This window comes from Solwaraspora sp. WMMA2101 (assembly GCF_049179175.1).
Classification (GTDB): domain Bacteria; phylum Actinomycetota; class Actinomycetes; order Mycobacteriales; family Micromonosporaceae; genus Micromonospora_E.
Genome location: NZ_JBMHMA010000006.1, coordinates 953,760 through 977,451 on the forward strand (window position 1 = coordinate 953,760; position 23,692 = coordinate 977,451).

Here is a 23,692-nt window from a genome sequence, read left to right on the forward strand (position 1 = left end):
GGCGGCCGCCATGGACCCGCGCCGGATCACCGTCGGGCTGGACCGCTCCCCGGCCGCCCGGGCCGCGCTGGCCTGGGCGGTACGCCGGGCCGGGCGGTGCGGCGCGACCGTACTGGTGGTCACCGCCTGGCCGGACGTGGACCGGGCGGTGGCCAGGTCCGACGGCACGTTGCCGGCCGGTCAGGTCCGGTTGCACCGGATGCAGCGCGACGCGATCGCGACGGCACTGGCCGGTCTCGACACCACACCACTGGTGGTCCGGGAGACCATCTACGCCGCGCCGGACGCCGCCCTGGCACACGCCGCCGCCGGCGCCGACCTGCTCGTCATCGGCGGCGACCAGGGCACACCGGGACGGTTGGCCGACGCCCTGCGCCGCCGGCTCGACGGCACCCGCGTCGTACGGGGCAGCGCGGCGCAGCTCGTGGTGGTCCGCGCTCCCGACGTGGCGCGGACCACCACGGCCCGGCCGTTCACCCCGGCCCGGCCGACCACCCGGGGCACCCCGAACCGACCGACCGCCCCGCCCCGACCGACCGCGCTGGGCGCGGCCGCCTGAGCGATCATCCACGATGGAGGATTGACATGTTCGTCGAACAGCTCCGCGACGGCGCCGAGCAGATCCACGACGGAACCGCGCAGATCCACGACCCGCAGATAGGCGACCCGTGGCGCGGCTTCGCCGGCCAGCGCTGGCGGGACACGGTCGACGTCGCCGCCTTCGTCCAGGCCAACTACACCCCGTACACCGGCGACGCCGGTTTCCTCGCCGGCCCGACCGACCGGACCCGGGCGATCTGGGACCAGCTCAGCCAGATGTTCGTCGAGGAACGCGACCGGGGCATCTACGACGTCGACGCCGCGACCCCGTCCACCATCACCGCGCACGCCCCCGGCTACATCGACAAGGAGCGGGAACTGATCGTCGGGTTGCAGACCGACGCACCGCTGCGTCGGGCGATCATGCCGCACGGCGGGCTGCGGATGGTGGAGAACGCCCTGGCCGCGTACGGCTACGACGCCGACCCGCAGGTGCACCGAATCTTCACCGCGTACCGCAAGACCCACAACGACGCCGTCTTCGACGCCTACCCCGCCGACGTGCTGCGGGCCCGCCGGTCGCACATCATCACCGGGCTGCCCGACGCCTACGGGCGCGGTCGGATCATCGGGGACTACCGGCGGGTCGCCCTGTACGGGGTCGACCGGCTCGTCGCCGAACGACGCGCCCACCGTGCCGCGCTGGATCTGGTGCCCTCCACCGACGAGGTGATCCGCGACCGGGAGGAGCTGGCCGAGCAGATCCGGGCATTGGGCGAACTGGCCGAGATGGCCGCCGCCTACGGCTACGACGTCGCCCGGCCCGCCGCCGACGCCCGGGAGGCCGTCCAGTGGCTGTACTTCGCGTACCTGGCCGCCTGCAAGGAGCAGAACGGGGCGGCGATGTCGCTGGGGCGGACCGCCACCTTCCTCGACGTCTACCTGCAGCGCGACATCGAATCCGGCCTGCTGACCGAGCTGGGTGCCCAGGAGCTGATCGACGACTTCGTGATCAAGTTGCGGATCATCCGGTTCCTGCGCACTCCGGAGTACGACCAGCTCTTCTCCGGTGACCCCACCTGGGTGACCGAGTCGCTGGGCGGCACCGGCGCCGACGGACGCACCCTGGTCACCCGCACCACGTTCCGGTACCTGCAGACCCTGTACAACCTCGGGCCGGCCCCGGAGCCGAACCTGACCGTGCTCTGGTCGCCGTCGCTGCCCGCCGGGTTCAAGCAGTTCTGCGCCCAGGTCTCGCTGGACACCAGCGCCATCCAGTACGAGAACGACGACACGCTGCGCTCCTGGTACGACGACGACACCGCGATCGCCTGCTGCGTGTCGGCGATGCGGGTCGGGCGGGACATGCAGTTCTTCGGCGCCCGCGCCAACCTGGCCAAGGCCCTGCTGTACGCGATCAACGGCGGTCGTGACGAGGTCACCGGCGAACAGGTCGCGCCGAAGACCCCGCCGGTCGGCGGCGAGTACCTCGACTACGACGAGGTCGTCGCCGCGTTCGACCGGACGCTGGACTGGCTGGCCGCCACCTACGTCACCGCGCTCAACGTCATCCACCACATGCACGACAAGTACGCGTACGAGCGGTTGGAGATGGCGCTGCACGACTACCCGGTGCACCGCTTCCTGGCCTGCGGGATCGCCGGACTGTCGGTGGCCGCCGACAGCCTGTCGGCGATCCGCCACGCCCGGGTCAAGGTGCTGCGGGACGCGACCGGGCTGGCGGTGGACTACGTCGTCGACGGCGAGTTCCCGTGCTTCGGCAACAACGACGACCGGGTCGACGAGATCGCGGCCTGGCTGGTCGAGACGTTCATGGCGAAGCTGCGTCGGCAGCGCGCGTACCGCGACGCCGAGCACAGCCTGTCGGTGCTGACCATCACCTCGAACGTCGTCTACGGCAAGCACACCGGGCACACCCCGGACGGACGCCGGGCGGGTGAACCGTTCGCCCCGGGAGCCAACCCGATGAACGGCCGGGACCGGCACGGGCTGGTGGCGGCGGCGATGTCGGTGGCGAAGCTGCCGTACGACTGCGCCCGCGACGGCATCTCGTTGACGACCACGGTGACCCCGGCGGGCCTGGGGCGCACCCCGGCGGAGCGGGTGGCGAACCTGGTCGGCGTGCTGGACGGCTACACCGACGGCGGAGGCTTCCACCTCAACGTCAACGTGCTCGACCGGGCGACCCTGGAGGACGCGATGGCGCATCCGCAGCGGTATCCGCAGCTGACCATCCGGGTCTCCGGGTACGCGGTGAACTTCGTCCGACTCACCACCGAGCAGCAGCGCGACGTCATCTCCCGCACCTTCCACGGCGGGCTGTGAGATGACCACCACCGGGGCGGTCCACTCCTACGACGTGTCGATCGGGGTGGACGGCCCCGGTACCCGGTTCGTCGCATTCCTTGCCGGCTGTCCACTGCGCTGCCAGTTCTGCCACAGCCCGGACACCTGGTTCCGCCGCAGCGGGACCCCCACCACCGACGACGCGCTGGTCACGCAGATCCTGCGCTACCAGCGGTTCATCTCGGTCGCCGGCGGCGGGGTGACGCTCAGCGGCGGTGAGCCGCTGATGCAGCCGGACTTCGTCCGCGCGGTGCTGCGCCGGTGTCACGACGCCGGGCTGCACACCGCGCTGGACACCTCCGGGTTCCTCGGGGCCCGCGCCGACGACGCGCTGCTCGACGCCACCGATCTGGTGCTGCTGGACATCAAGTCGTCCGACCCGCAGACCTACCGGCGGGTGACCCGGACCGGCCGGGTGGACCCCACGCTGCGCTTCGCCCGCCGGCTGGCCGGCCGGGGCACCCCGATCTGGGTCCGGTTCGTGCTGGTGCCGGGATTGACCGACGCGCCGGACAACGTGGCCGGGGTGGCCGAGGTGGCGGCCAGCCTGGGCAGCGTCCAGCGGGTCGAGGTGCTGCCGTTCCACCGGCTCGGGGCCCACAAGTACACCGAGCTCGGACTGGACTTTCCGCTGGCCGACACCCCGCCGCCGGACGACGCGCTGCTGCAGCGGGTACGGCGACAGTTCCGCGACCGTGGCCTCACCGTCTACTGAGGCCTCACCGTCTACTGAGGTTCACCACGGACCGGCCGGCGTGGCCGGTGGCGGTCGCCGCGCGGCGCGGCCACACCGGTGGCCAGCGCAACGGATGGCTGGCGCTACGGCGGCGGTCGACGGCGGGTCCGGCGGCCAGCGCCGCGGTGACCTGGCGCACCTGGCGGTAGCCGGTGGCCATCAGGAACCCGGTGGACCGGCCGTAGCTCTTGACACCGACGACGAAGTAGCCGGGCTCGGGATGGCGCAGTTCGGCCACTGAGTGCGCCGGTGCCGGCCCGCCCCGGGGCCGGTCCGCGTCGAGCAGGGCGGCCAGCCCCCGGCTGGTGCCGAGCACCGGGTCGACGTCCAGGCGCAGCTCGGCGGCGAGGCGGTGGTCGGCGCGGAACCCGGTGGCGACCACGACCCGGTCGGCGACGATCGACCGACCATCGCGGCTGACCAGCCGGACCGGCCCGGCCGCCGTGCACCGCTCCACGCGATGGGTGACGAACCCGGCGGCCAGGGTGACCCGCCCGGTGTCGACGAGCCGGCGCAGCCCGGTGCCGATCGCGCCACGGGCCGGCAGCGCGTCGGCGTCGTCGGCGGCGAACACCGGGTCGGCGCCGACCCGCCGGACCGCCCAGGTGATCCGGGTGCCGGGCACGGCACCGGCGAGGTCGATCAGGTCGAGCAGGGAGTTGGCGGCGGAGTGGCCGGCTCCGACCACGACCGTGTGCCGGCCCGCGTGTGCCGACCGGTCGGTGCCGAGCACGTCGGGCAGAGCGAAGTCCAGGTACGCGGCGGCGGCCGACTCGCCGAGGGCGGGCAGGCCCTCGCCACCGAGGTGGTTCGGGGTGTGCCAGGTCCCGGAGGCGTCGATCACGGCCCGGGCGAGCTGTTCGGTGCCGTCGTCGAGGCGCACGACGAACGGGGTGTCGGCCCGGTCGGTGCCGGTCAGCTGGTCGGCACCCGCCAGCCGGTCGATGCCGAGCCGGGCGATGCCGGTCACCCGGGCGCCGTAGCGGATCCGGTCGGCCAGGGCAGGCAGACCGGCCAGTGGCAGCAGGTAGTCGTCGATCAGCTCGGCCCCGGTCGGGTACCGCTGCGGATCGGGCACCGGCCAGCCGGCGGTGTCGAGCAGCCGGCCGGCAACCGGGTCGATGTTGTCCCGCCAGCGGCTGAACAGCCGTACGTGCTGCCAGTTGCGGATCGCGGCACCGACGGTGTCGCCCGCTTCCAGCACCACTGACGGGACCCGGTGCCCGGCGAGATGGGCGGCGGCGGCCAGACCCACCGGGCCGGCGCCGATCACGACCACGGGCAGGTGCCGGGTGGCGTACTCGTTGCTCATCTGTCTCCCCTCGACGTCGTGGCGGCCAGCCGAGGCACGACGCACAGCGGTGAGGTCCGGGAGCCCGGCCGTCACCCCATCAGCTGAATCGATGCCTGTCGAGACAATGCATCATGCTGAACCGCGCCCTGAGCTCCGGCTTGGCAGACACGCTTCCAACGAGGGGGGTGCCGGAAGCGTTCGCACACCAGGTCCGATTACCCGCCGGTCACTTCGCCGACCGACGACGGTGCCGGCTGGTACAGCTCGATCAAGCGGGTCCGGGCCGCGTGCAACCGGTCGACCATCACCCGCATGAACCGGGTGGTCAGCTCCCGGCCGAGCGCGTCGTCCTCGGCGATCAGCCGGCGGGTGCCGGCCGCGTCGAACTCGATGGTCAACGTCCGCGCCACCGCGACCGCACCGAACTCCCACCGGTACGGGGCGAACAGCCAGGACCAGCCCAGGACGCTGCCGGCCGTGATCGTCTCGATGGCGATGTCTCCCCGACCCGGCACCTGGAAGTCCAGCGTGACCTCACCGGAGCGCAGCAACCAGAACCGGTCCGCCGCCCGGCCCTGCTGGAAGATCCGCTGGCCGGGGTGACGCACCCCCGGGCGGGCCTGATAGGAGAGCCGCTCCAGCCAGGGTCGGGGCAGCCCGTCCAGGAACGGATGGTCGTCGAGCAGATCGATGGTCCGGATCATCGGACTCCAATCCTCGCCTCGCGGGCACCCCCGTGGCAGCTGCCACGGACCTTCATGGCAGCCGACGACGCACCGTCGGCGACAGGGTCGGAGGTCCCGCCCGGGCGGGACGCAGTGCCTGCCGGCTTGCGGCGCAACGCCCCTGCCCGGCCGGGGCGATCTGGACGACAGTGGAGGCGGGTGAGGCGGTTCGCGCAGAAAGGGTGGTGGGTGGCGATGAACACCGGATGGGGCTGGAACGGCCGACCGGGCCCGCTGATGGCGGCCTGTCTGGAGGCGGCCGGCGCCGCGCCGTCGGTGCACAACAGCCAGCCGTGGCGGTTCCGGCCGCACCCCGACGGCGTCGACGTCCTGGCCGACCGGGCACGCCAGGTCGACCTGATCGACCCGGACGGCCGGGAGCTCACGATCAGCGTCGGAGCCGCCGTGTTCAACCTGCGGGTGGCGATGCTCGCCCACGGGCGGACCCCGGTGCTGCGGTTGTTGCCCGAACCGGGCCAGCCGGACCTGCTGGCCCGGATCACCGTCGGCGCGCCGATCGAGGCCGACGAGACCGTCCGGTTGCTGGCCCGCGCCGTCGCCCACCGGCGCACCAACCGGCGGCCATTCACCGACCTGCCGGTGCCGCCCGAGGTGCTCGACGAACTCGTCGCCGCCGCCCGCACCGAACACGGCCGGTTGGCCGTGGTCGACCCGCTGGCCGGCCCCTCGGTGGTGGCCCTGATCAGCACCGCCGAGGACCGGCGACGGGCCGATCCGGCGTACTGGGTGGAGCTGGAGCGGTGGACCCGGGAGCGGCCGGGTCGGCTCGACGGCGTACCGCCGCAGGCGTTCGGGCCGTGGCCGGTCCCCCGCACCGTGCCGGTGCGGGACTTCGGCCTGGTCTGGCCGGCCCGACGCCGGCGGGTCGCCGCCTTCGAGGACTCCCCCGTGCTGGCCGTGCTCTACACCACCGCCGACGGCCCCCGTGACTGGTTGCGGGCCGGGCAGGCGCTGCAGCGGGTGCTGCTGACCGCGACGGTACGCGGACTGTCGACGACCCTGATGACCCAGCCGCTGGAGTACCCCGAGCTGCGGGACCTGCTCGGTGGCAGCGCCGACGGGCGGCGGGCGCAGGCGATCATCCGCATCGGCTACGGCCCGCTGAGCCCGCCGGTGCCGCGCCGGCCGCTCGACGAGCTGATCGACTCCGCACCGGGCTGGCCGGTCGGCGTCGCGGGGGTGACCAGTGTCGGTTGACACCCGTCCCGCCGTCGACCCCGGCGACGGCGGCCCGGCGGGACTCGACCCGGCGGGACTCGACGCCGCCGAGGTCGCCCGCCGAGGTGCCGCGTACGGACCGAACGTGGTCGCCGGCGGGGCGGCCCGGGTCGGACTGGCCCGCCGGGTGGCCCGCCAGCTGACCGATCCGCTGGTCGCGCTCCTGCTCGCCGCCGGGGTGGTGACCACCGCGCTGGCGGACTACCCCGACACCGCGGTGATCCTGCTCGTGGTGGTGGTGAACACCGCCATCGGCGTGGTGCAGGAGGTACGGGCGGACCGGGCGATCGCCGCCCTCGACCGGTTGGCGGCACCGGTGGCCCGGGTCCGCCGCGACGGCGTCGACCAGGTGGTGCCGGCGGCGGACCTGGTCCCCGGGGATCTGGTGCGGGTCACCGCCGGGGACATCGTCCCGGCCGATCTGACCCTGACCGACGCCTACCGGTTGCAGTGCGACGAGTCCATGCTGACCGGCGAGTCGGTGCCGGTCCGCCGTGGCGACGCAGAGCCGGCCCACGCCGGCACCGTCGTGGTGGCCGGGCGGGCCACCGGGGTGGTGGCCCGCACCGGCGCGGACAGCGCGCTCGGCCGGATGGCCGCCCTGATGCGCGACACCCGGCCCGGACCGACCCCGCTGCAGCTGCGGCTGACCCGGCTCGGTCGGGTGCTCGGGGCGACTGCGGTTCTCCTGTCCGGTCTGGTGTTCCTGATCGGACTCGGTGGCGGCCAACCTGTCGCCGATCTGGCGGTGACCGCCGTCAGCCTGGTCGTCGCGGCGGTGCCCGAGTCGCTGCCGGCGGTGGTGACCCTGGCGCTGGCGCTCGGCGCGCACCGGATGGCCAAGGTCCGCGCGGTGCCGCGCCGGCTGCACGCCGTCGAGACCCTCGGGTCGGTGACGGTCGTCGCCGCCGACAAGACCGGCACCGTCACCGAGGGCCGGATGGCGGTGCAGCGGGCGGTCACCGGAGTCGGCGGGTACGCGGTCACCGGGGCCGGCTACCAGCCGTACGGTCGGATCAGCCGCCACCTCGACGGCGCCGGCGCCAGCGCTGTCGACGGCGCCGGCGCTGTCGACGGCGCCGGCGCTGTCGACGGTGACGACGGACCGGTCGGCGTCGCGCCCGACGATCTGCGACAGCTGGCCCGCGCCGCGCTGCTGTGCAACGACGCGCAGCTGCGGGCACCCGACGACGACACCGGCGACTGGCGGGCGGTCGGAGATCCCCTGGAGGCGGCGCTGGTCGCCTTCGCCGGCCGGGTCGGACTGGCCGACGACGACGTACGCCGGGCCTGGCCGCGCGTCGCCGAGCACCCGTTCGATCAGGCACACCGCCGGATGACCACGGTGCACCGCACCTGCGACGGCCGGTACCTGACCGTCTGCAAGGGTGCCCCGGAGACGGTGCTGACCCCCGAGGTCACCGCCGCCGACCCGGACACCCTCGGCAGGTTGCTGCGGCACGCGCATGTCCTGGCCGGGCAGGGGCTGCGGACGTTGGCGGTCGCGGCCGCCGTCACGACGACCCCGCCGGACCCGGCCCACCCCGTCGGGCTGCGGCCGCTGGGGCTGCTCGGCGTCGGAGACCCGGTCCGGACCGACGCTCCGGCCGTGGCGCGGACCTTCGCCGCCGCCGGGATACGGTTGCTGCTGGTCACCGGCGACCATCCGGGGACCGCCGCCGCCATCGGCGGCCAGCTGGGCATTCACTCGCCGGGTGACCCGGTCGCCACCGACCCGGACGGCCCGGCCGGCGCCCGGGTGTTCGCCCGCATCCAGCCGGAACAGAAACTGGCCGTCGTCGCCACGCTGCAGGCCCAGGGGCACGTGGTGGCGATGACCGGCGACGGCGTCAACGACGGGCCGGCGCTGCGGCGCGCCGACATCGGCGTGGCGATGGGCACCGGCAGTGACGTCGCCCGGCAGGCCGCCGATCTGGTGCTGGTCGACGACAACCTCGCCACGGTGGCTACGGCGGTCGGCGAAGGACGGCGCATCTACGACAACATCCGCCGGTTCCTGCGCTACGCCCTCGCCGGCGGCGCGGCCGAACTGGCGGTGATGCTGCTCGGGCCGTTGTTCGGGCTGGCGCTGCCGCTGCTGCCGGCACAGATCCTCTGGATCAACCTGCTCACCCACGGGGTTCCCGGTGTGGCACTGGGCGCCGAACCGGCCGAGCCGGACGTGCTGCGCCGGCCGCCGCGTCCGCCGACCGAATCGGTGCTCGGTGCCGGGCTGCTCGCCGGAGTCGCCGCGATCGGGGCGGCGATCACCGCCGTCACCCTTGCCGTCGGGGTCGTCGCGTACCACTCGGGCCGCCCCTGGCAGACGATGATCTTCGTCACGCTCGGCCTGGCACAGCTCGGTGTCGCCCTCGCCGTACGGGCCCGCCGGCCTGCCTCCGGTCCGGGCGTGCGCCGGGCCAATCCCGCCCTGCCGGTCGCGGTGGCCGCCGCCGCGGTGCTGCAACTCGCCGGGGTGTATCTCGGCCCGCTGCAGGCGCTGCTGGGCACTGAACCACTCACCCTGGTCGAGCTGGCCGGCTGCACCGCACTCGCGGCGCTGCCCGCACTGGTGTTACATCTGTCCCGGAGCGGGAACGGAGGTAGCTCGGGTCCGGATTCCCCGCACCCGGCCGCCAACCGACCGGCCGTGGAGCAGACCTGACCAGAAAGGGCAGCAGATGGACGAGCCGACCACCGCCGGGACCCAGGCCACCACCGGGGCCGCAGCGACCGAGGACGCCGGCCCGGACGGCGCTGCGACCACCGCCGGGGCCGAGGCCGACCGGCCGATCGCCGCCGTACTGGCGCAGGCCGCCGCCGCCGCAGGTTACGCGCCGTCGGTGCACAACACCCAGCCGTGGCGCTGGCGGGTCCGGCCGGACCGGCTCGAGCTGTACGCCGACCGCAGCCGTCAACTGTCGGCGACCGACCCGGACGGCCGGCTGCTGGTGCTCAGCTGCGGTGCGGCCCTGCACCACGCCCGCATCGCGCTGGCCGCCCAGGGGTGGACCGCGCAGGTGAACCGGTTGCCGGCCGGCGACGGCCAGGACCTGCTGGCGGTGGTGCGGCCCACCCAGCGCATCACGGTGCAGCCCGACGTGATGCGGATGGTCCAGGCGATGCAGACCCGGCACACCGACCGACGGCCGGTCAGCGACGAGCCACTGCCGGTCGCCTCGGTCACCGCGATCACCGCCGCCGGCACCACCGTACGGATGCAGATCCTCTCCTCCGACCAGGTGCTGCAACTGGCCGCGGCGGCCAGCCGCGCCGAGGAGCTGGAGTCCGAGGACCCGCAGATCCGGGGCGAACTCGACTACTGGACCGGGCTGGCCACCCCGGCCGGCACCGGACTGCCGGAGCAGGTCCTGCCGGCGAGCCAGGCGCAGACCACCGTCCCCGGACGCGACTTCGGCCGGGTCGGCACCCTGCCGGTCGGCCCAGGCCACGACCGGGCCGCCGTCTATGCGCTGCTCTTCGGCGACGAGGACTCCCCCGCCGGCTGGCTGGCCGCCGGCGAGGCGCTGTCGGCGGCCTGGCTGACCGCGACCGAGCTGGGCGTGTCGGTGGTGCCGTTGAGCGGCGCCATCGAGGTCACCGCCACCCGGCAGACCCTGCGCGGCATCCTGGCCGAGCTCGGCTACCCGTACCTGGTCCTGCGGTTGGGCATCGCCAGCGCCGACCACGCCGGTCCACCGCACACCCCCCGGATGCCGACCACGCAGGTCGTCGACACCAGCGAGGTCCACGACACCGCACCCTGAGGAGGACACACCATGGACACCCAGGCACCCGTACTCGTCGGGGTGGACGGCTCCGAGTCCGCGGTGCGGGCCGCCCGGTTCGCCGCCCGGGAGGCCGCACTGCGGCACCGGCCGCTGCGGATCGTGCACGCCTTCGCCTGGCCGGTCATGCAGGCACCGATGGGCCTGGCCCCGGCGGTGCCACCGGAGGACGAGATCCGCCGGTACACCAAGGAGATCGTCGACGAGGCCGCGGCGGCCGCCGCCGCCACCGCGCCGCAGGTGCCGGTCACCGCCCAGGTGATCGACGGGGCGGCCGCCCCGGTGCTGCTGGCCGAATCACGCACGGCCGCCCTGGTGGTCCTCGGCGACCAGGGCTTCGGCCCGATCTCCGGCGCGCTGATCGGCTCCGTCGCCTCCCAGGTGGCCACCCACGCCGAGTGCCCGGTCCTGGTCGCCCGGGGCAGTGGCGCCGAGGACGGGCCGGTGATCGTCGGCGTCGACGGCTCGGAACTGTCCGAACGGGCCGTCGAGTTCGCCGCCGAGGCCGCCAGCCTGCGCGGTGCCGACCTGCTCGCCGTGCACACCTGGACCCATCCGCCGTCGATCGGCCCCGGCGACATGCAGCCGCTGGTCTACGACGCGGCGGCGCTGCGCGCCGAGGAGGAGGCGGTGCTCGCCGAGTCGGTCGCCGGGCTGCGCGAGCGGCACCCCGAGCTGGCCGTACGGCAGTTGTCCGTCGAGGGCCGCGCCACCAAGGTGCTGGTCGACGAGTCGTCCCGGGGGCAGTTGCTGGTCGTCGGCGCGCGCGGCCGGGGCGGCTTCACCGGTCTGCTACTCGGCTCGGTGAGCAACGCGCTGCTGTACCGCAGCGACTGCCCGCTGGCGATCGTCCGGGTCGCCAAGGACAAGGACTGACTCACGCCGTACCCGGCGGTTAGCATCATGGTCGTGGCCGCCAACCCCCCGCCCGAGGAACACCGCGACGTGCCGTCGCTCGGTCTGACGCCGCTGTCGCGGGTCCGGTTGGACGAGCTGCTGCAGGAGATGCTCGACCGGGTCGGCGAGGTCGTCACCAGCCGGGAACGGCTGCGGGCGTTGCTCGACGCGGTCGTCGGCATCGGCAGCGACCTCGACCTGCACAGCACGCTGCGGCGCATCGTCGAGGCGGCGTGCGGGCTGGCCGGTGCCCGCTACGGCGCGCTCGGGGTGATCGGACCGGACCGCCAACTGGTCGACTTCATCACCCACGGCATAGACCCGGCCGCCCACGCCGCGATCGGCGACCTGCCGCACGGCCGAGGCGTGCTCGGCCTGCTCATCGACGACCCGGCACCGGTGCGGATGCCGGACATCACCACCCATCCCCGGTCGTACGGCTTCCCGGCGCACCACCCACCGATGCACAGCTTCCTCGGCGTCCCGCTGCGCATCCGCGACCAGGTCTTCGGCAACCTGTACCTGGCGGAGAAGCAGGGGGCGGCCGAGTTCACCGACGACGACGAGGAGATCGTGGTGGCGTTGGCTGCCGCGGCCGGCGTCGCCATCGAGAACGCCCGGCTCTACGAGCTGGCCAGCCGCCGGGAACGCTGGCTGGCGGCCACCGCCGAGATCACCGGCGTGCTGCTCGGCACGGTACGCCGTACCGACGCGCTCACCCTGGTGGCGCGGCGGGCCCGGGAGGTCGCCGAGGCGGAACTGGTACTGGTGCTGGTGAACGACGACGAGATCGGCCAGTTCATCGTGGAGGTCGTCGACTCCGCGCAGGGGGTGGTCCCGGGTCTGGTCGGCGCGACGCTGCCGGCCGGTGAGACGAGCTTCGCCGACGCGGTGGCCAGCGGTGAGCACCGGATGGTGGAGAGCCTGGCGAAGGCCGCGCCGTGGCCGGTGCCGGTCACCGCCGGCCCCGCCGTGGTGTCGCCGTTGACGGTGGCGGACACGATGCACGGCGTGCTGGTGGTGGCGCACCGCGCCGACGCCGACGTGCCGGCCGACGGCGAGCTGCCGCTGCTGGCCAGCTTTGCCGGGCAGGCGGCGTTGGCCATGGAGCGGGCCCGCGCCCAGGAGGAACGTGAGCTGCTGGTGGTGCTGGAGGACCGCGAGCGGATCGCCCGTGACCTGCACGACGTGGTGATCCAGCGGCTGTTCGCCACCGGGCTGCAGCTGCAGAGCGCGATGCCGTTGACCGGCCGGCCGGAGATCGGGCAACGGATCAACGCGGCGGTCGACGACCTGGACTCCACGATCCGCGACATCCGCCGGGCCATCTTCGAGCTGCGTACGCCGATGAGCGCCGCACTGCGGACCGAGCTGCGGGAGGCGGTCGACCTGGCCGCCGACGGCCTCGGGTTCCGGCCCGCCCTGGAGTTGTCCGGCCCGGTGGACAGCGCTGTGCCGGATCCGGTCCGTCCGGACCTGTTGGCGGTGCTGCGGGAGGCGCTGTCGAACGTGGTGCGCCACGCCCGGGCCAGCCGGGTCCTGGTGCAGGTACGGGTCCTCGACGGCCACGTCGAACTGACGGTGGCCGACGACGGCGTCGGGGTCGACCCGGCGGCCGCCCGGGGCGGGCTGGTGAACATGCGTCAGCGCGCCGAGCAGCACGGTGGGACGTTCACCATCGCCACGGCGGACCCCCGGGGCACGCTCCTGACCTGGACGGTCCCGCTGCGGGACTGACCTTGCGGGCTGGGCTGCTCAGTGCCGGGGGCCGAGCAGCCGGGTGGCGAGGACCGCCGCCTGGGTCCGCCGCTCCAGGCCGAGCTTGGCCAGCAGGCTGGAGACGTAGTTCTTGACGGTCTTCTCGGCCAGGAACATCTTGCCGGCGATCTCCCGGTTGGTCAGCCCTTCGGCGACGTACTCCAGGATCCGACGTTCCTGCTCGGTGAGGGACTTCAGCTCGTGCGGCTCCTCGACGCCGCTGCGGATCCGCTCCAGCACCCGGCGGGTGACCGCCGGGTCGAGCAGCGACTGGCCGGCGGCGACCCGCCGCACCGCGTCGACCAGGTCGGTGCCGCGGATCTGCTTGAGCACGTAGCCGGCGGCACCGGCCATGATCGCGGCGAACAGTGCCTCGTCGTCCTCGTACGAGGTGAGGATGAGCCCGTTGATCGAGGAGTCGACGGCCCGGATGTCGCGGCAGACGTCGATGCCGTTGCCGTCAGGTAGCCGGGCGTCGAGGATCGCCACGTCGGGACGCAACGCCGGGATCCGCCGACTCGCTTCCTGGGCGGAGCCGGACTCGCCGATCACTTCGATGTCACCGCTGCTCTGCAGCAGGTCGGCGAGGCCACGGCGGACCACTTCGTGGTCGTCGAGCAGAAACACGCGGATCATCCCCCGTTTCTACCCGGTTGCGCACCCGGTTGCCAGGGTCCAAGGTCCCGCGTGGCGGGGTCCGGCGGGGCGGGGGGCCCATGAATCCGGGACATCCGACCCTGCCGCCGCCGGTGGGCAGGGCGGATCGTGTAGGCATGTTGACCACCACGTTCACCCTGGACCAGCTCCGCACCGCGGTGACCGCGGCGGTCCGCGCCCCGTCGCTGCACAACTACCAGCCGTGGCGGTTCCGGTTGGCCGACGGCGCGATCGAGGTACGGCTCGACCGGAGCCGGCTGCTGCCGGCCTGCGACCCGACCGGCTGGGCGGCCCGGATCGGCTGCGGTGCCGCCCTGTACAACCTGCGGCTGGCGCTGGCGGTCGGCGGCACGCCCGCGCAGGTCCGGCTGCGGCCGGAGCCGGCCGACCCGCATCTGCTGGCCCGGCTGGTGCCGGCGGCCCCGCACGCCGCCACCCCCACCGAGTGCCGGCTGCACGCGGCGATCCCCCGCCGGCACAGCAACCGGCTGCCGTTCCGGCCCGATCCGGTGCCGCCGCCGATCCGGCAACGGCTCATCGACGCCGCCCGAGCCGAGGACGGCTGGCTGGAGCTGGTGATCGGCTCGACCGCAGTCGGCGCGATCGCGGAGATCGCGATGAGCGCCCACCGGGTGCTCGACCGGGACCCCGCCTACCAGGCCGAGGTGGCCCGGCTGACCCGGCACTACCCCGCGCCGGACGGGGTGCCGGCGATCTCCGGTGGGCCGGTCGCCGAACCACAGGACCTGCTGCCGCAGCGGCCGTTCGGTGACTGGCTGCGGGTACCGGGGCGCGACTTCGAGTCGGAGCCGCTGGTGGCCGTGCTCGGCGCAGCCGGCAACACGCCCAGCGACCAGCTCATCGCCGGGCAGGCGTTGCAGCGGGTGCTGTTGACGGTGACCGACGCCGGTCTGGCCGCGTCGATGCTGTCCCAGCCGATCGAGGTGGCCCAGGCACGGGAGCAGCTCCGCCTGGCGCTGGGCCGGTTCGGTTCCCCGCAGATGGTCATCCGGATCGGATACGGTCAGCCAGGTCGACCGACGCCGCGTCGGGACACGACCGACGTGATCGACACGGTCCTGGAGGAAACATGACTGACCCGATCGTCGTGGGTGTCGACGGTTCGCCAGCGAGTCTGTGCGCGGCCCGGCACGCCGCCGGCGCCGCGGCACGCGGCGACGCGCCGCTGGTGCTGGTGCACGGATACCTGCACGCCTTCGGGTACGGGATCCCGATCAACCCCTACGACGGGGAGCTACCGGGCCCGAACGAGGAAGGTGAGCGGATGCTGGCCGAGACCGCGGCGCAGCTGCGGGCGCAGTGGCCGGGGCTGATGGTCGAGACCCGGCAGGTCGCCGCTGGCGGGGCACCCACCCTGATCGAGGAGTCGCGGCACGCGGAGCTGGTGGTGGTCGGCAGCCGCGGTCTCGGCGGGTTCACCGGGCTGCTGCTCGGCTCGGTCAGCTCCCAGGTGGCCGGGCATGCGCACTGCCCGGTGCTGGTGGTCCGTCCACCGGACGCGCCGGACGACACCGACCGGCCGGTGCTGGTCGGCGTCGACGGGTCGGCGCACGCCGAAACCGCCCTGTTCATCGCCGCCGACGAGGCCGTCGCGCGAGGCGTCGACCTGACGCTGCTGCACGTGTGGTGGCCGAACTCGATGCGCGACAGCGGCGAGTTCCCCGCACCGGCGCAGGCCGCCCGGGCCGAGGCCGACGAGGTTCTCGAGGAGGCCGCGGCGGCGGTCCGCCGCCGCCACCCGGACCTGGCAGCGGAGAAACGTCCGTTGGAGGGGGTGGAGGCAGACGCGGTGATGGTGGAGGCCAGCCGGACAGCCGGCCTGGTCGTGGTCGGTTCCCGTGGTCGGGGCGGGTTCACCGGGCTGCTGCTCGGATCGGTGAGTCAGACGCTGGTGCACCACGCACACTGCCCGGTGCTGGTGGCCCGCCCACATTCGCACCGCTGACCGGCCCGCCAGCCGGGTCGAACGTCCCTGCCGCCCGGTCAGACGGTGTAACGCAGGATCGCACCGACGCCGTCGGGCACCTGGTCGGCGAGCTTGTCCGGCACCACCACCAGCCGGGTTCCGCCGGCGAGGGCGGCCCGCACGGCGGCATCACTCAGCGGCACCTCGACGGGATCCGTCACGCCGAAAACGGCCACCGCGCCGACCGTGGCACCGACCTGGTCGGGCTGCGGTCCGGCGTACGCCGAACGGGTTGTCAGCTGCGGGTCGTCGACCAGCAGCAGGGTGTCGACCTGCCGGCGGGCGAGCGTCGCGAGCGTGTCCGACGCCCCAGCGGCGGCCCGGTCAGCCTGGCCGATCTCCCGCCAGTACGCCGCGACGGCGGCGGCCACGTCCGCGTCGGCGATGCCCTCCACCACGTCGACGGCCTGTTCGACCGCCGCGTCGGTGGTGTCGTAGGCGCCCTGCACCTCGTGCAGCAGTTCGGCGACCCGGGTCGGCGACTTGTCCCGTAGGAACTGCACCGCCCGGACGTCCCCGGTGACCACGACCGCCCGGGGTCGGACCTCGTCGACCAGTTCGGCGAGCCGCTCGGCCACCAGCGTCGCGTTGGCCTCCCAGCGGTCCTCGGCCCGCTGCTGGTACCGCCGCTGGGACCAGCCGCCCGGATGCGACCGGGTAATGTGCAACGTCTCCCCGGCGACCGACTCGGTCACCTCCACACCGTCCGGCTGCAGGGCGACGATCTCGGCGCCGACCCGGTCGGTCGCCACCACCAGAACGGGTAGCTGCCGCTGCTGCCAGCGCAACAGGGGCAACAGGTGCAGGATCGCACCGTAGCTGGCGATCTCCCGCTCCGGCGGTTCCGGCAGCTGACGCACCAGCCGCACCCGCTCTGCGTCGGCGATCACCACCAGGGTGTCCCCGTCGGCGTAGGCCCGGTTCGTCAGCCCGCCGATCACGTCGAGCAGTTCGCCAGGCGCCCCCGCCTCGGCCAGCCGTTGGCGGGCCGCCCGCCAGCGCAGCTGGACCTGCTCGCCGGTGTCCGGGGCCCGGCCGCTGGTGTCCAGGTAGAGCGACACGAACGGGCCGGGGACGGTGGCCAGGTCGGCGAGGGTGGTACGGGGCGTGGTCGAAGTCACCGTAGGTCCTTCCTTGGTCGTCGGCAGGTCGTCCCTTTGCGGTACCCGGTAGCCGCTGCGGATACTCCACCCGGCGTCGCCGGTGCCCTGCCTCGGGTTGACCTACCGGAGTCGGCTGCATGCGACGGATCAGTGCCCACGGCCGAACACGTCGACCAGCCCCCACCGACCGGGGATGTCCAGCAGCTCGATCCGGCCGATGCCGCGCGGCAGGTGCGGGCGGACGATCAGATGCTCGCCCTTCGGGTCGAGACCGAGCATGGAACACAGGAACATCAACACCGCCCCGGCCGACCAGGAGTGCGGGCTGCACGCAGCCGGCAGCTGAACCGGATACTTGGTCAACTTCCGGTCGTAGCCCGCGAACGCGCTGGGCAGGCGGCCGTCGAAGAACTCCGAAGCATCGATGATGGCACCCGCTACCCGGGCGGCTTCCTGATGGAAGCCGTACTGACGCATGCCGTGGGCGATGAGGGCGTTGTCGAACGGCCAGATCGCCCCGGTGTGGAAGCCGACCGGGCTGTACCGCCCGTCGCCCTCGGCAAGGGTACGGATGCCCCAGCCGGTGAAGAGCCGCTCGCTCATCAGATGTTTGACGACGTGCCGAGCCTTGTCCGGGTCGACGATACCGCTCCACAGCAGGTGCCCCATGTTCGAGGCGCAGGCGTCGACGTGGTTGCCATCGGCGTCCACGCCAAGCGCGTAGTAGCGGCCGTCGCGGATCCAGAACCTCTGGTTGAACCGGCGCTTGAGCTCGGCGGCCTGGGCTTCGAGCTCGGCGGCGTACGCCGGATCGTTCCACACCTCACGGGCCAACCGGGCACCGCGACGTTTGGCGTCGTAGGCATAACCCTGGAGCTCGCAAGTAGCCCGGGGGCCGACCGGTATCCGACCATCGCGGTAGGAAATGGCATCGGGCGTGTCTTTCCAGCACTGGTTCTCCACGCCAAGTCGGTCGTTGCGTCTGGCGTACCAGAGGTAGCCGTCGCCCATGATGTCGCCGTACTCGTCGATCCACCGCAACGCCCGTCGGGTGTGGAACTCGAGCTCCTGGGCGATCGAGGTATCTCCGGTCCATCTGTCGTACGCGTCGAGCAGGATGACGAACAGCGGCGTCGTGTCGGCCGCACCGTAGTAGGGGCAGGCGGCGATCTCCCCGAACCCGGCTCGCTCTCCGAACCGGAACTCCTGGAGGATCTTGCCGGGTTCCTCCTCGGCGAAGTCGTCGAGCCGGGTTCCCTGCGCGTCCGCGAGAAAGTGCAGGACGTTCGGCACCATCGACGGGATGAACGGCAGTAGCTGCAGGCAGGTTACGATGCTGTCCCGACCCTGCAGTCCCATCATCCGGGGCAGTCCGGCGGAGAACTGCTGTTCCCCACGCAGGTTCCCGGTAAAACGCAGTGCCGCCAGATCGGTGAGACTGCGGCGGTACGCCTGGTCGAGTGGGGCCGAGTCACAGCTCAGGGTGGGGGCGGCGGCGAGCCACTCGGCCAGCACCCGGCTCGCATCCACCATGCCCGGGGCGTCGAAGTTTGGCGCGGTCACCCGGATGTCCCGCCCATGGATGCCGCGCACCCAGTAGATCAGCTGCAGGACGGTCTCCCACGATCCGTGCGGCCCGACGCTGATGTCGAACGTCATCCCGTGGTCGTCAATCGCCGCCTCAGCGCTGCTGGTGATCACCACTTCACGGCACTGATTCTCCCGGGTGTAGTACATGTGCAGGGTGTCCTGCTCGACAGCGGTGGATATCTTCCCTTTCTTGCGCACGTTGGCGTACTCGGTGGAGTCTGCGAAGTCGGTGGCGATGTCGAGCCGGACCCGTAGGTCGACCGCGACTTCCTGGTGGTTGAGCACGGTCAGCTGCTCCACGAAGGCGCCACCACCGAGGCGACGCTGGCGGATCACCGACATGCTCGCGTCGACGTAGTGGGTCGGCTCGCCCGGAACAAGGAAGTAGCGCGATTCGAAGTACTGAAGGTCGTCAACGGACAGCACGGAGAGGCGTTCGCCGTTGACGGTGAGATTCCAGACGGACAGGTAGCGCATGTCGAAACCGAACAGCCCGGTAGGCATATCCGTCGAGGGCGACACGTCACCGCGCTCGTCGCTGACCATGAACAGGTTGCCTTCGAGGATGCTGGTGTACTTGAGGTTCGTCACCTGGCTTCCTTCCAACCCTCCGCCAGCTGCCGCGGATGCCGGGCACCCACCGTGTCGGGCAGCAGCCAGTTGAACATCGGCAGCAACGCGATCACGCCCTCCAGGGTGAGCCCGAAGCGGATGAATGCGGGGAAGAGTCGTTCCTTCCCGCACAGGATCTGTTCGAACAGCACGCTGTCGATGGCGACGACGCAATCCGCATCGGCACCGGACTGTTCGGCCCGCACGCGGCCCGCCGCGAAACGCAGCAGCCACTGCTCAGTGTGATCGCGGTACCGCACGTCGAAGCGCAGCGAGCCGTCGACTGCTGGGGGCAACCGAGGATCGCGTTCGTGGACGCTGGCGAAGAAGGCCTCCGTGGTCGCTGACAACCCGCCACCTCCCTCGCCTGCCACCTCCCTCGCCTGCTACTGGACGAGTCTGCCGCCAGGCCGGACGCGACATTGCCGATTGCGTCGGCAATCACCCGTCAGGGTGTTTGACGACGCCGTGGGCAGCTCACGCGGGTCCGCGCCGCCGACGCGGACCGCGGTCGGCAGACCCGCCGCCCTCATCGGCGATCCCCGCGCAGCCCCCACACACCACCGTGTATTGACTTTCGTTGATTTGAGCGTGATTCTTAGGTAGGACAGCTTCGGGAGCCGGCAGCCACGCGGGAGCAGGGCAACTCTCCGCAGGACCGTGACGCGCAGCGCACATCCGTGCGCGCTCGCGGGCGACGATCCGTGCTTTCGCTACCGCGCCCCGTACCGGCGCGCACCAACCGAGGTTGGAGTCTGTAATGCCCACACTCACCACCACCGGCCGGCGACCACTCGCGCTGTACGCCCTGGTCGTTGCCGTCGCCGCCGGGCTGCTGCTGACCACCGCACTGGCCAATGTCGCCTCGGCCCATGGATCAGTGCTCGATCCGGCCTCCCGCAACTACGGATGTCTCGACCGCTGGGGCGGGAACCACATGGCACCGGAGATGGCCACCGAGGATCCCATGTGCTATCAGGCATGGCAGGCCAACGCTGCCGCCATGTGGAACTGGAACGGCCTCTACCGCGAAGGCGTCGGCGGCAACCACCAGGGCGCCATCCCAAACGGCCAGCTCTGCAGCGGTGGACGCACCGAGGGCGGCCGCTACAACGCCATGGACGCCATCGGCAACTGGCGGGCCAAGTCAATCAGCAACTCGTTCAGCGTCCGATTGTTCGATCAAGCCAGCCACGGTGCCGACTACATCCGGGTGTACGTGACCCGGCAGGGCTTCAACCCGATCAGCCAGGCACTCGGCTGGGGCAATCTGGAGCTCGTCGCCCAGATCGGCAACACGCCGGCGTCGCAGTGGCAGAGCGTGCCCAGCGGGGTGCAGATCGACATCCCGGCGACCGCGCCGGGGCGCACCGGCCGACACATGGTCTACACCATCTGGCAGGCCAGCCATATGGACCAGTCCTACTACTTCTGCAGCGACGTGAACTTCGGCGGCAGCAACCCGCCGCCCACCACCGCACCTCCGACCACGCCGCCGCCCACCACGGCCCCGCCGACCACGCCGCCGCCCGGCTCGGCCGGCTGCACCGCGTCCTACAGCGTCGCCTCGACCTGGTCCGGCGGCTTCCAGGGTGAGGTCCGGGTGACCGCCGGCTCCTCGGCGATCAGCGGCTGGACGGTGACCCTGGCCTACCCGAGCGGGCAGACCGTGCAGCAGGCGTGGAACGCCACGGTCTCGGCCAGCGGGTCGACGGTGACCGCCCGTAACGTCGCCTACAACGGCAGCCTCGGCGCCGGTGCCAGCACCAGCTTCGGGTTCATCGGCTCGTCGTCCGGCGGCACCCCGTCGGTGACCTGCAGCGCCTCCTGACGGCGTACCGGCCACGCAAACACCCGACCGGGGCGGTGTCGCGACTCGCGACACCGCCCCGGTCGTCATGTCCGGCCCGCCACAGATCGACTCTCGTCGACAGTGGTCGACCACATAACACATTCGAAACAAGCGGTAACACGGACATGATTGTCAGCCATTGCCGGCGTGGTTACGGTCGTACCTTCTCGCCAGCCGGGAAGCGCAGCTCACGGCCGGCGGGCCGGGTCAGCCATGCTGTCCGCCAGTGGATCGACGGTGCCGGGAAACCGCCGCCGCAGAAGGGATCCGCCCATGTCAGGAGTCGTCCGCGCCGCCATCGTCCAGACCGCCTGGACCGGCGACAAGGAATCCATGATCAAAGCCCACGAGGAGTACGTGCGGCAGGCGGCCGCCGCCGGCGCGAAAGTGATCTGCTTCCAGGAGCTGTTCTACGGGCCGTACTTCTGCCAGGTGCAGGAGAGCGAGTACTACGCGTACGCCGAGTCGATCCCCGGGCCGACCACCGAACGCTTCGCCGCCCTGGCCGCCGAGCACGGCATGGTGATGGTGCTGCCGATGTACGAACGGGAGCAGGCCGGCATCCTCTACAACACCGCCGCGGTGATCGACGCCGACGGCAGCTACCTGGGCAAGTTCCGCAAGACCCACATCCCCAACGTCAAGGGCTTCTGGGAGAAGTTCTACTTCCGCCCCGGCAACCTCGGCTACCCGGTCTTCGACACCGCCGTCGGCCGCATCGGTGTCTACATCTGCTACGACCGGCACTTCCCGGAAGGCTGGCGGGCGCTCGGCCTGGCCGGCGCGCAGATCGTGTTCAACCCGTCGGCGACCAGCCGCAGCCTCTCGTCGTACCTGTGGAAGCTGGAGCAGCCGGCGGCGGCGGTGGCCAACGAGTACTTCATCGCCGCGATCAACCGGGTCGGCGTCGAGGCCTCCTACGGCGACAACGACTTCTACGGCACCTCCTACTTCGTCGACCCGGAAGGCAAGTTCGTCGGCGACACCGGGGACCCGTACCAGCCGGAGTTGATCGTCCGCGACCTCGACCTCGGGCTGATCGAGACGGTCCGCAACCGCTGGGCGTTCTACCGCGACCGCCGCCCGGACGCCTACGGCGACCTGGTCCAACCCTGAGCCGGCGGAGGAAGCCATGAGTCTGCTGATCACCGGCGGCACCGTCGTCGGACCGACCGGACCGTACGCCGCCGACGTGCTCGTCGACGGCGAGACGATCGCCGCGATCTTCGCCCCCGGCACCGGGCCGGCCGACGGCGTCGAGGTCCTCGACGCGGCCGGCAAGTACGTCATCCCCGGCGGCGTCGACGTGCACACCCACATGGAGTTGCCGTTCGGCGGCACGTTCGCTTCCGACACCTTCGACACCGGCACGAAGGCGGCGGCCTTCGGGGGCACCACCACGATCATCGACTTCGCCGTGCAGCGGGCCGGTGAGGTGGTCGGCGACGGGCTGGCCGCCTGGCACGCCAAGGCCGACGGCAACTGCCACGTTGACTACGGCTTCCACATGATCATCGGCGGGGTGGACGACGAGTCACTCAAGGCGATGGACTCCCTGGTCGCCACCGAGGGGATCACCAGCTTCAAGCTGTTCATGGCGTACCCCGGGGTGTTCTACAGCGACGACGGCCAGATCCTGCGGGCGATGCAGAAGGCCCGCGACAACGGCGCCATGATCATGATGCACGCCGAGAACGGCATCGCCATCGACGTCCTCATCGGCCAGGCCCTCGCCCGGGGCGAAACCGACCCGATCCACCACGGACTGACCCGCCCGGCCGCGTTGGAGGCCGAAGCGACCAGCCGGGCCATCGCCCTGGCCGGGGTCGCCGCCGACTGCCCGCTCTACATCGTGCACCTGTCCGCCAGCGAAGCCCTCGCCGCCGTCGCGACCGCCCGCGACGCCGGCCGCAACGTCTTCGCCGAAACCTGCCCGCAGTACCTCTACCTGACCCTGGAGGACCAGCTCGGCGCGCCCGGTTTCGAAGGCGCCAAATGGGTCTGCTCCACCCCGCTGCGCAGCAAGCACGAACCCCACCGTGCCGACCTGTGGCGTGGGCTGCGCACCAACGACCTGGCGGTGGTCTCCACCGACCACTGCCCGTTCTGCTTCAAGGACCAGAAGGAACTCGGCCTCGGCGACTTCTCCAAGATTCCCAACGGGATCGGCGGCGTCGAACACCGGGTCGACCTGGTCTACCAAGGTGTCGTCGACGGCAGACTGTCCCTGGCGCGCTGGGTGGAGACGATCGCCACCACGCCGGCCCGGATGTTCGGCCTCTACCCGCGCAAGGGCGTCATCGCCCCCGGCTCCGACGCCGACATCGTCGTCTACGACCCGGCCGGACGGACCACCATCTCGGCGGCCACCCACCACATGAACATGGACCACTCGGCGTACGAAGGGTTCGAAATCACCGGCAAAGTCGACACCGTGCTGTCCCGGGGCACCGTGCTGGTCACCGGCGACGGGGCGTACCACGGCCGCGCCGGCCACGGCCGCTACCTGCGCCGTGGTCTGTCGGACTACCTGATCTGAAGGGGGTA

The 23,692-nt window shown here is 72.2% G+C and carries 19 protein-coding genes; 13 read left to right on the top strand and 6 right to left on the bottom strand.

Going from position 1 to position 23,692, the window contains the following annotated elements:
• Positions 1-10: 10 nt before the first annotated feature.
• The 3 genes from ACN28F_RS04855 to pflA all read left to right on the top strand — a co-directional run bounded on the left by ACN28F_RS04855 (position 11) and on the right by pflA (position 3,622).
• On the top strand, positions 11-559 hold the full coding sequence (locus ACN28F_RS04855) for a universal stress protein (RefSeq protein ID WP_421357093.1): 549 nt from the start codon (positions 11-13) through the stop codon (positions 557-559).
• 98 nt (positions 560-657) lie between these two features.
• Positions 658-2,886, top strand: coding sequence for a formate C-acetyltransferase (gene pflB, locus ACN28F_RS04860; protein ID WP_421361260.1), 2,229 nt, complete (start codon positions 658-660; stop codon positions 2,884-2,886).
• Position 2,887: 1 nt separating this feature from the next.
• The gene (gene pflA, locus ACN28F_RS04865) at positions 2,888-3,622 is read left to right on the top strand and encodes a pyruvate formate-lyase-activating protein (protein ID WP_421357094.1); all 735 of its coding nucleotides are present in this window, start codon (positions 2,888-2,890) and stop codon (positions 3,620-3,622) included.
• A gap of 4 nt (positions 3,623-3,626) precedes the next feature.
• On the opposite strand, the gene ACN28F_RS04870 is transcribed toward pflA, so the two are convergent.
• Both ACN28F_RS04870 and ACN28F_RS04875 read right to left on the bottom strand, forming a co-directional pair.
• On the bottom strand, positions 3,627-4,955 hold the full coding sequence (locus ACN28F_RS04870; protein ID WP_421357095.1) for an FAD-dependent oxidoreductase: 1,329 nt from the start codon (positions 4,953-4,955) through the stop codon (positions 3,627-3,629).
• Positions 4,956-5,152: 197 nt separating this feature from the next.
• Positions 5,153-5,641: a cyclic nucleotide-binding domain-containing protein gene (locus tag ACN28F_RS04875; protein ID WP_421357096.1), complete on the bottom strand. Its 489-nt coding sequence runs from the start codon at positions 5,639-5,641 to the stop codon at positions 5,153-5,155.
• A gap of 216 nt (positions 5,642-5,857) precedes the next feature.
• On the opposite strand from ACN28F_RS04875, the gene ACN28F_RS04880 reads away from it, so the two are divergent.
• The 5 genes from ACN28F_RS04880 to ACN28F_RS04900 all read left to right on the top strand — a co-directional run bounded on the left by ACN28F_RS04880 (position 5,858) and on the right by ACN28F_RS04900 (position 13,323).
• Positions 5,858-6,880 (top strand): Acg family FMN-binding oxidoreductase, encoded by a 1,023-nt coding sequence (locus ACN28F_RS04880; RefSeq protein WP_421357097.1) that lies wholly within the window; start codon positions 5,858-5,860, stop codon positions 6,878-6,880.
• A complete protein-coding gene (locus ACN28F_RS04885; RefSeq protein ID WP_421357098.1) occupies positions 6,870-9,566 on the top strand; it encodes a cation-translocating P-type ATPase in 2,697 nt (898 codons plus the stop codon). Before ACN28F_RS04880 ends, ACN28F_RS04885 begins: the two co-directional genes overlap by 11 nt.
• 16 nt (positions 9,567-9,582) lie before the next feature.
• A complete protein-coding gene (locus ACN28F_RS04890) occupies positions 9,583-10,668 on the top strand; it encodes an Acg family FMN-binding oxidoreductase (RefSeq protein WP_421357099.1) in 1,086 nt (361 codons plus the stop codon).
• Positions 10,669-10,680: 12 nt separating this feature from the next.
• Entirely contained in the window at positions 10,681-11,565 is an 885-nt protein-coding gene (locus ACN28F_RS04895; RefSeq protein WP_421357100.1) for a universal stress protein, read from the top strand.
• A gap of 84 nt (positions 11,566-11,649) precedes the next feature.
• Positions 11,650-13,323, top strand: a complete 1,674-nt coding sequence (locus tag ACN28F_RS04900; RefSeq protein ID WP_421361262.1) for a GAF domain-containing protein — start codon at positions 11,650-11,652, stop codon at positions 13,321-13,323.
• An 18-nt stretch (positions 13,324-13,341) separates the two neighbouring features.
• Here ACN28F_RS04900 and ACN28F_RS04905 read toward each other — a convergent pair whose 3' ends face one another.
• A complete protein-coding gene (locus ACN28F_RS04905; protein ID WP_282226610.1) occupies positions 13,342-13,980 on the bottom strand; it encodes a response regulator in 639 nt (212 codons plus the stop codon).
• A gap of 137 nt (positions 13,981-14,117) precedes the next feature.
• Between ACN28F_RS04905 and ACN28F_RS04910 the strand changes: the two genes are divergently transcribed.
• A complete protein-coding gene (locus ACN28F_RS04910; protein ID WP_421357101.1) occupies positions 14,118-15,095 on the top strand; it encodes an Acg family FMN-binding oxidoreductase in 978 nt (325 codons plus the stop codon).
• Positions 15,092-15,967 carry a universal stress protein gene (locus tag ACN28F_RS04915; protein ID WP_289206906.1) on the top strand — a complete coding sequence of 292 codons (876 nt, stop codon included), beginning with the start codon at positions 15,092-15,094 and terminating at the stop codon, positions 15,965-15,967. The genes ACN28F_RS04910 and ACN28F_RS04915 overlap by 4 nt, the downstream gene beginning before the upstream one ends.
• A gap of 38 nt (positions 15,968-16,005) precedes the next feature.
• Here ACN28F_RS04915 and ACN28F_RS04920 read toward each other — a convergent pair whose 3' ends face one another.
• The 3 genes from ACN28F_RS04920 to ACN28F_RS04930 form a co-directional block, all read right to left on the bottom strand.
• Positions 16,006-17,109, bottom strand: a complete 1,104-nt coding sequence (locus ACN28F_RS04920) for a Vms1/Ankzf1 family peptidyl-tRNA hydrolase (protein ID WP_421357102.1) — start codon at positions 17,107-17,109, stop codon at positions 16,006-16,008.
• Between the two features lie 129 nt (positions 17,110-17,238).
• On the bottom strand, positions 17,239-19,272 hold the full coding sequence (locus tag ACN28F_RS04925; RefSeq protein ID WP_421357103.1) for a glycogen debranching N-terminal domain-containing protein: 2,034 nt from the start codon (positions 19,270-19,272) through the stop codon (positions 17,239-17,241).
• Entirely contained in the window at positions 19,269-19,643 is a 375-nt protein-coding gene (locus ACN28F_RS04930) for an SCP2 sterol-binding domain-containing protein (protein ID WP_289206909.1), read from the bottom strand. Before ACN28F_RS04930 ends, ACN28F_RS04925 begins: the two co-directional genes overlap by 4 nt.
• A gap of 410 nt (positions 19,644-20,053) precedes the next feature.
• Between ACN28F_RS04930 and ACN28F_RS04935 the strand changes: the two genes are divergently transcribed.
• The 3 genes from ACN28F_RS04935 to hydA all read left to right on the top strand — a co-directional run bounded on the left by ACN28F_RS04935 (position 20,054) and on the right by hydA (position 23,684).
• Positions 20,054-21,124, top strand: a complete 1,071-nt coding sequence (locus ACN28F_RS04935; protein WP_289206910.1) for a lytic polysaccharide monooxygenase auxiliary activity family 9 protein — start codon at positions 20,054-20,056, stop codon at positions 21,122-21,124.
• A gap of 294 nt (positions 21,125-21,418) precedes the next feature.
• The gene (locus ACN28F_RS04940) at positions 21,419-22,261 is read left to right on the top strand and encodes a nitrilase-related carbon-nitrogen hydrolase (protein ID WP_421357104.1); all 843 of its coding nucleotides are present in this window, start codon (positions 21,419-21,421) and stop codon (positions 22,259-22,261) included.
• Between the two features lie 16 nt (positions 22,262-22,277).
• Positions 22,278-23,684 carry a dihydropyrimidinase gene (gene hydA, locus ACN28F_RS04945; protein WP_421357105.1) on the top strand — a complete coding sequence of 469 codons (1,407 nt, stop codon included), beginning with the start codon at positions 22,278-22,280 and terminating at the stop codon, positions 23,682-23,684.
• Positions 23,685-23,692: the final 8 nt, after the last annotated feature.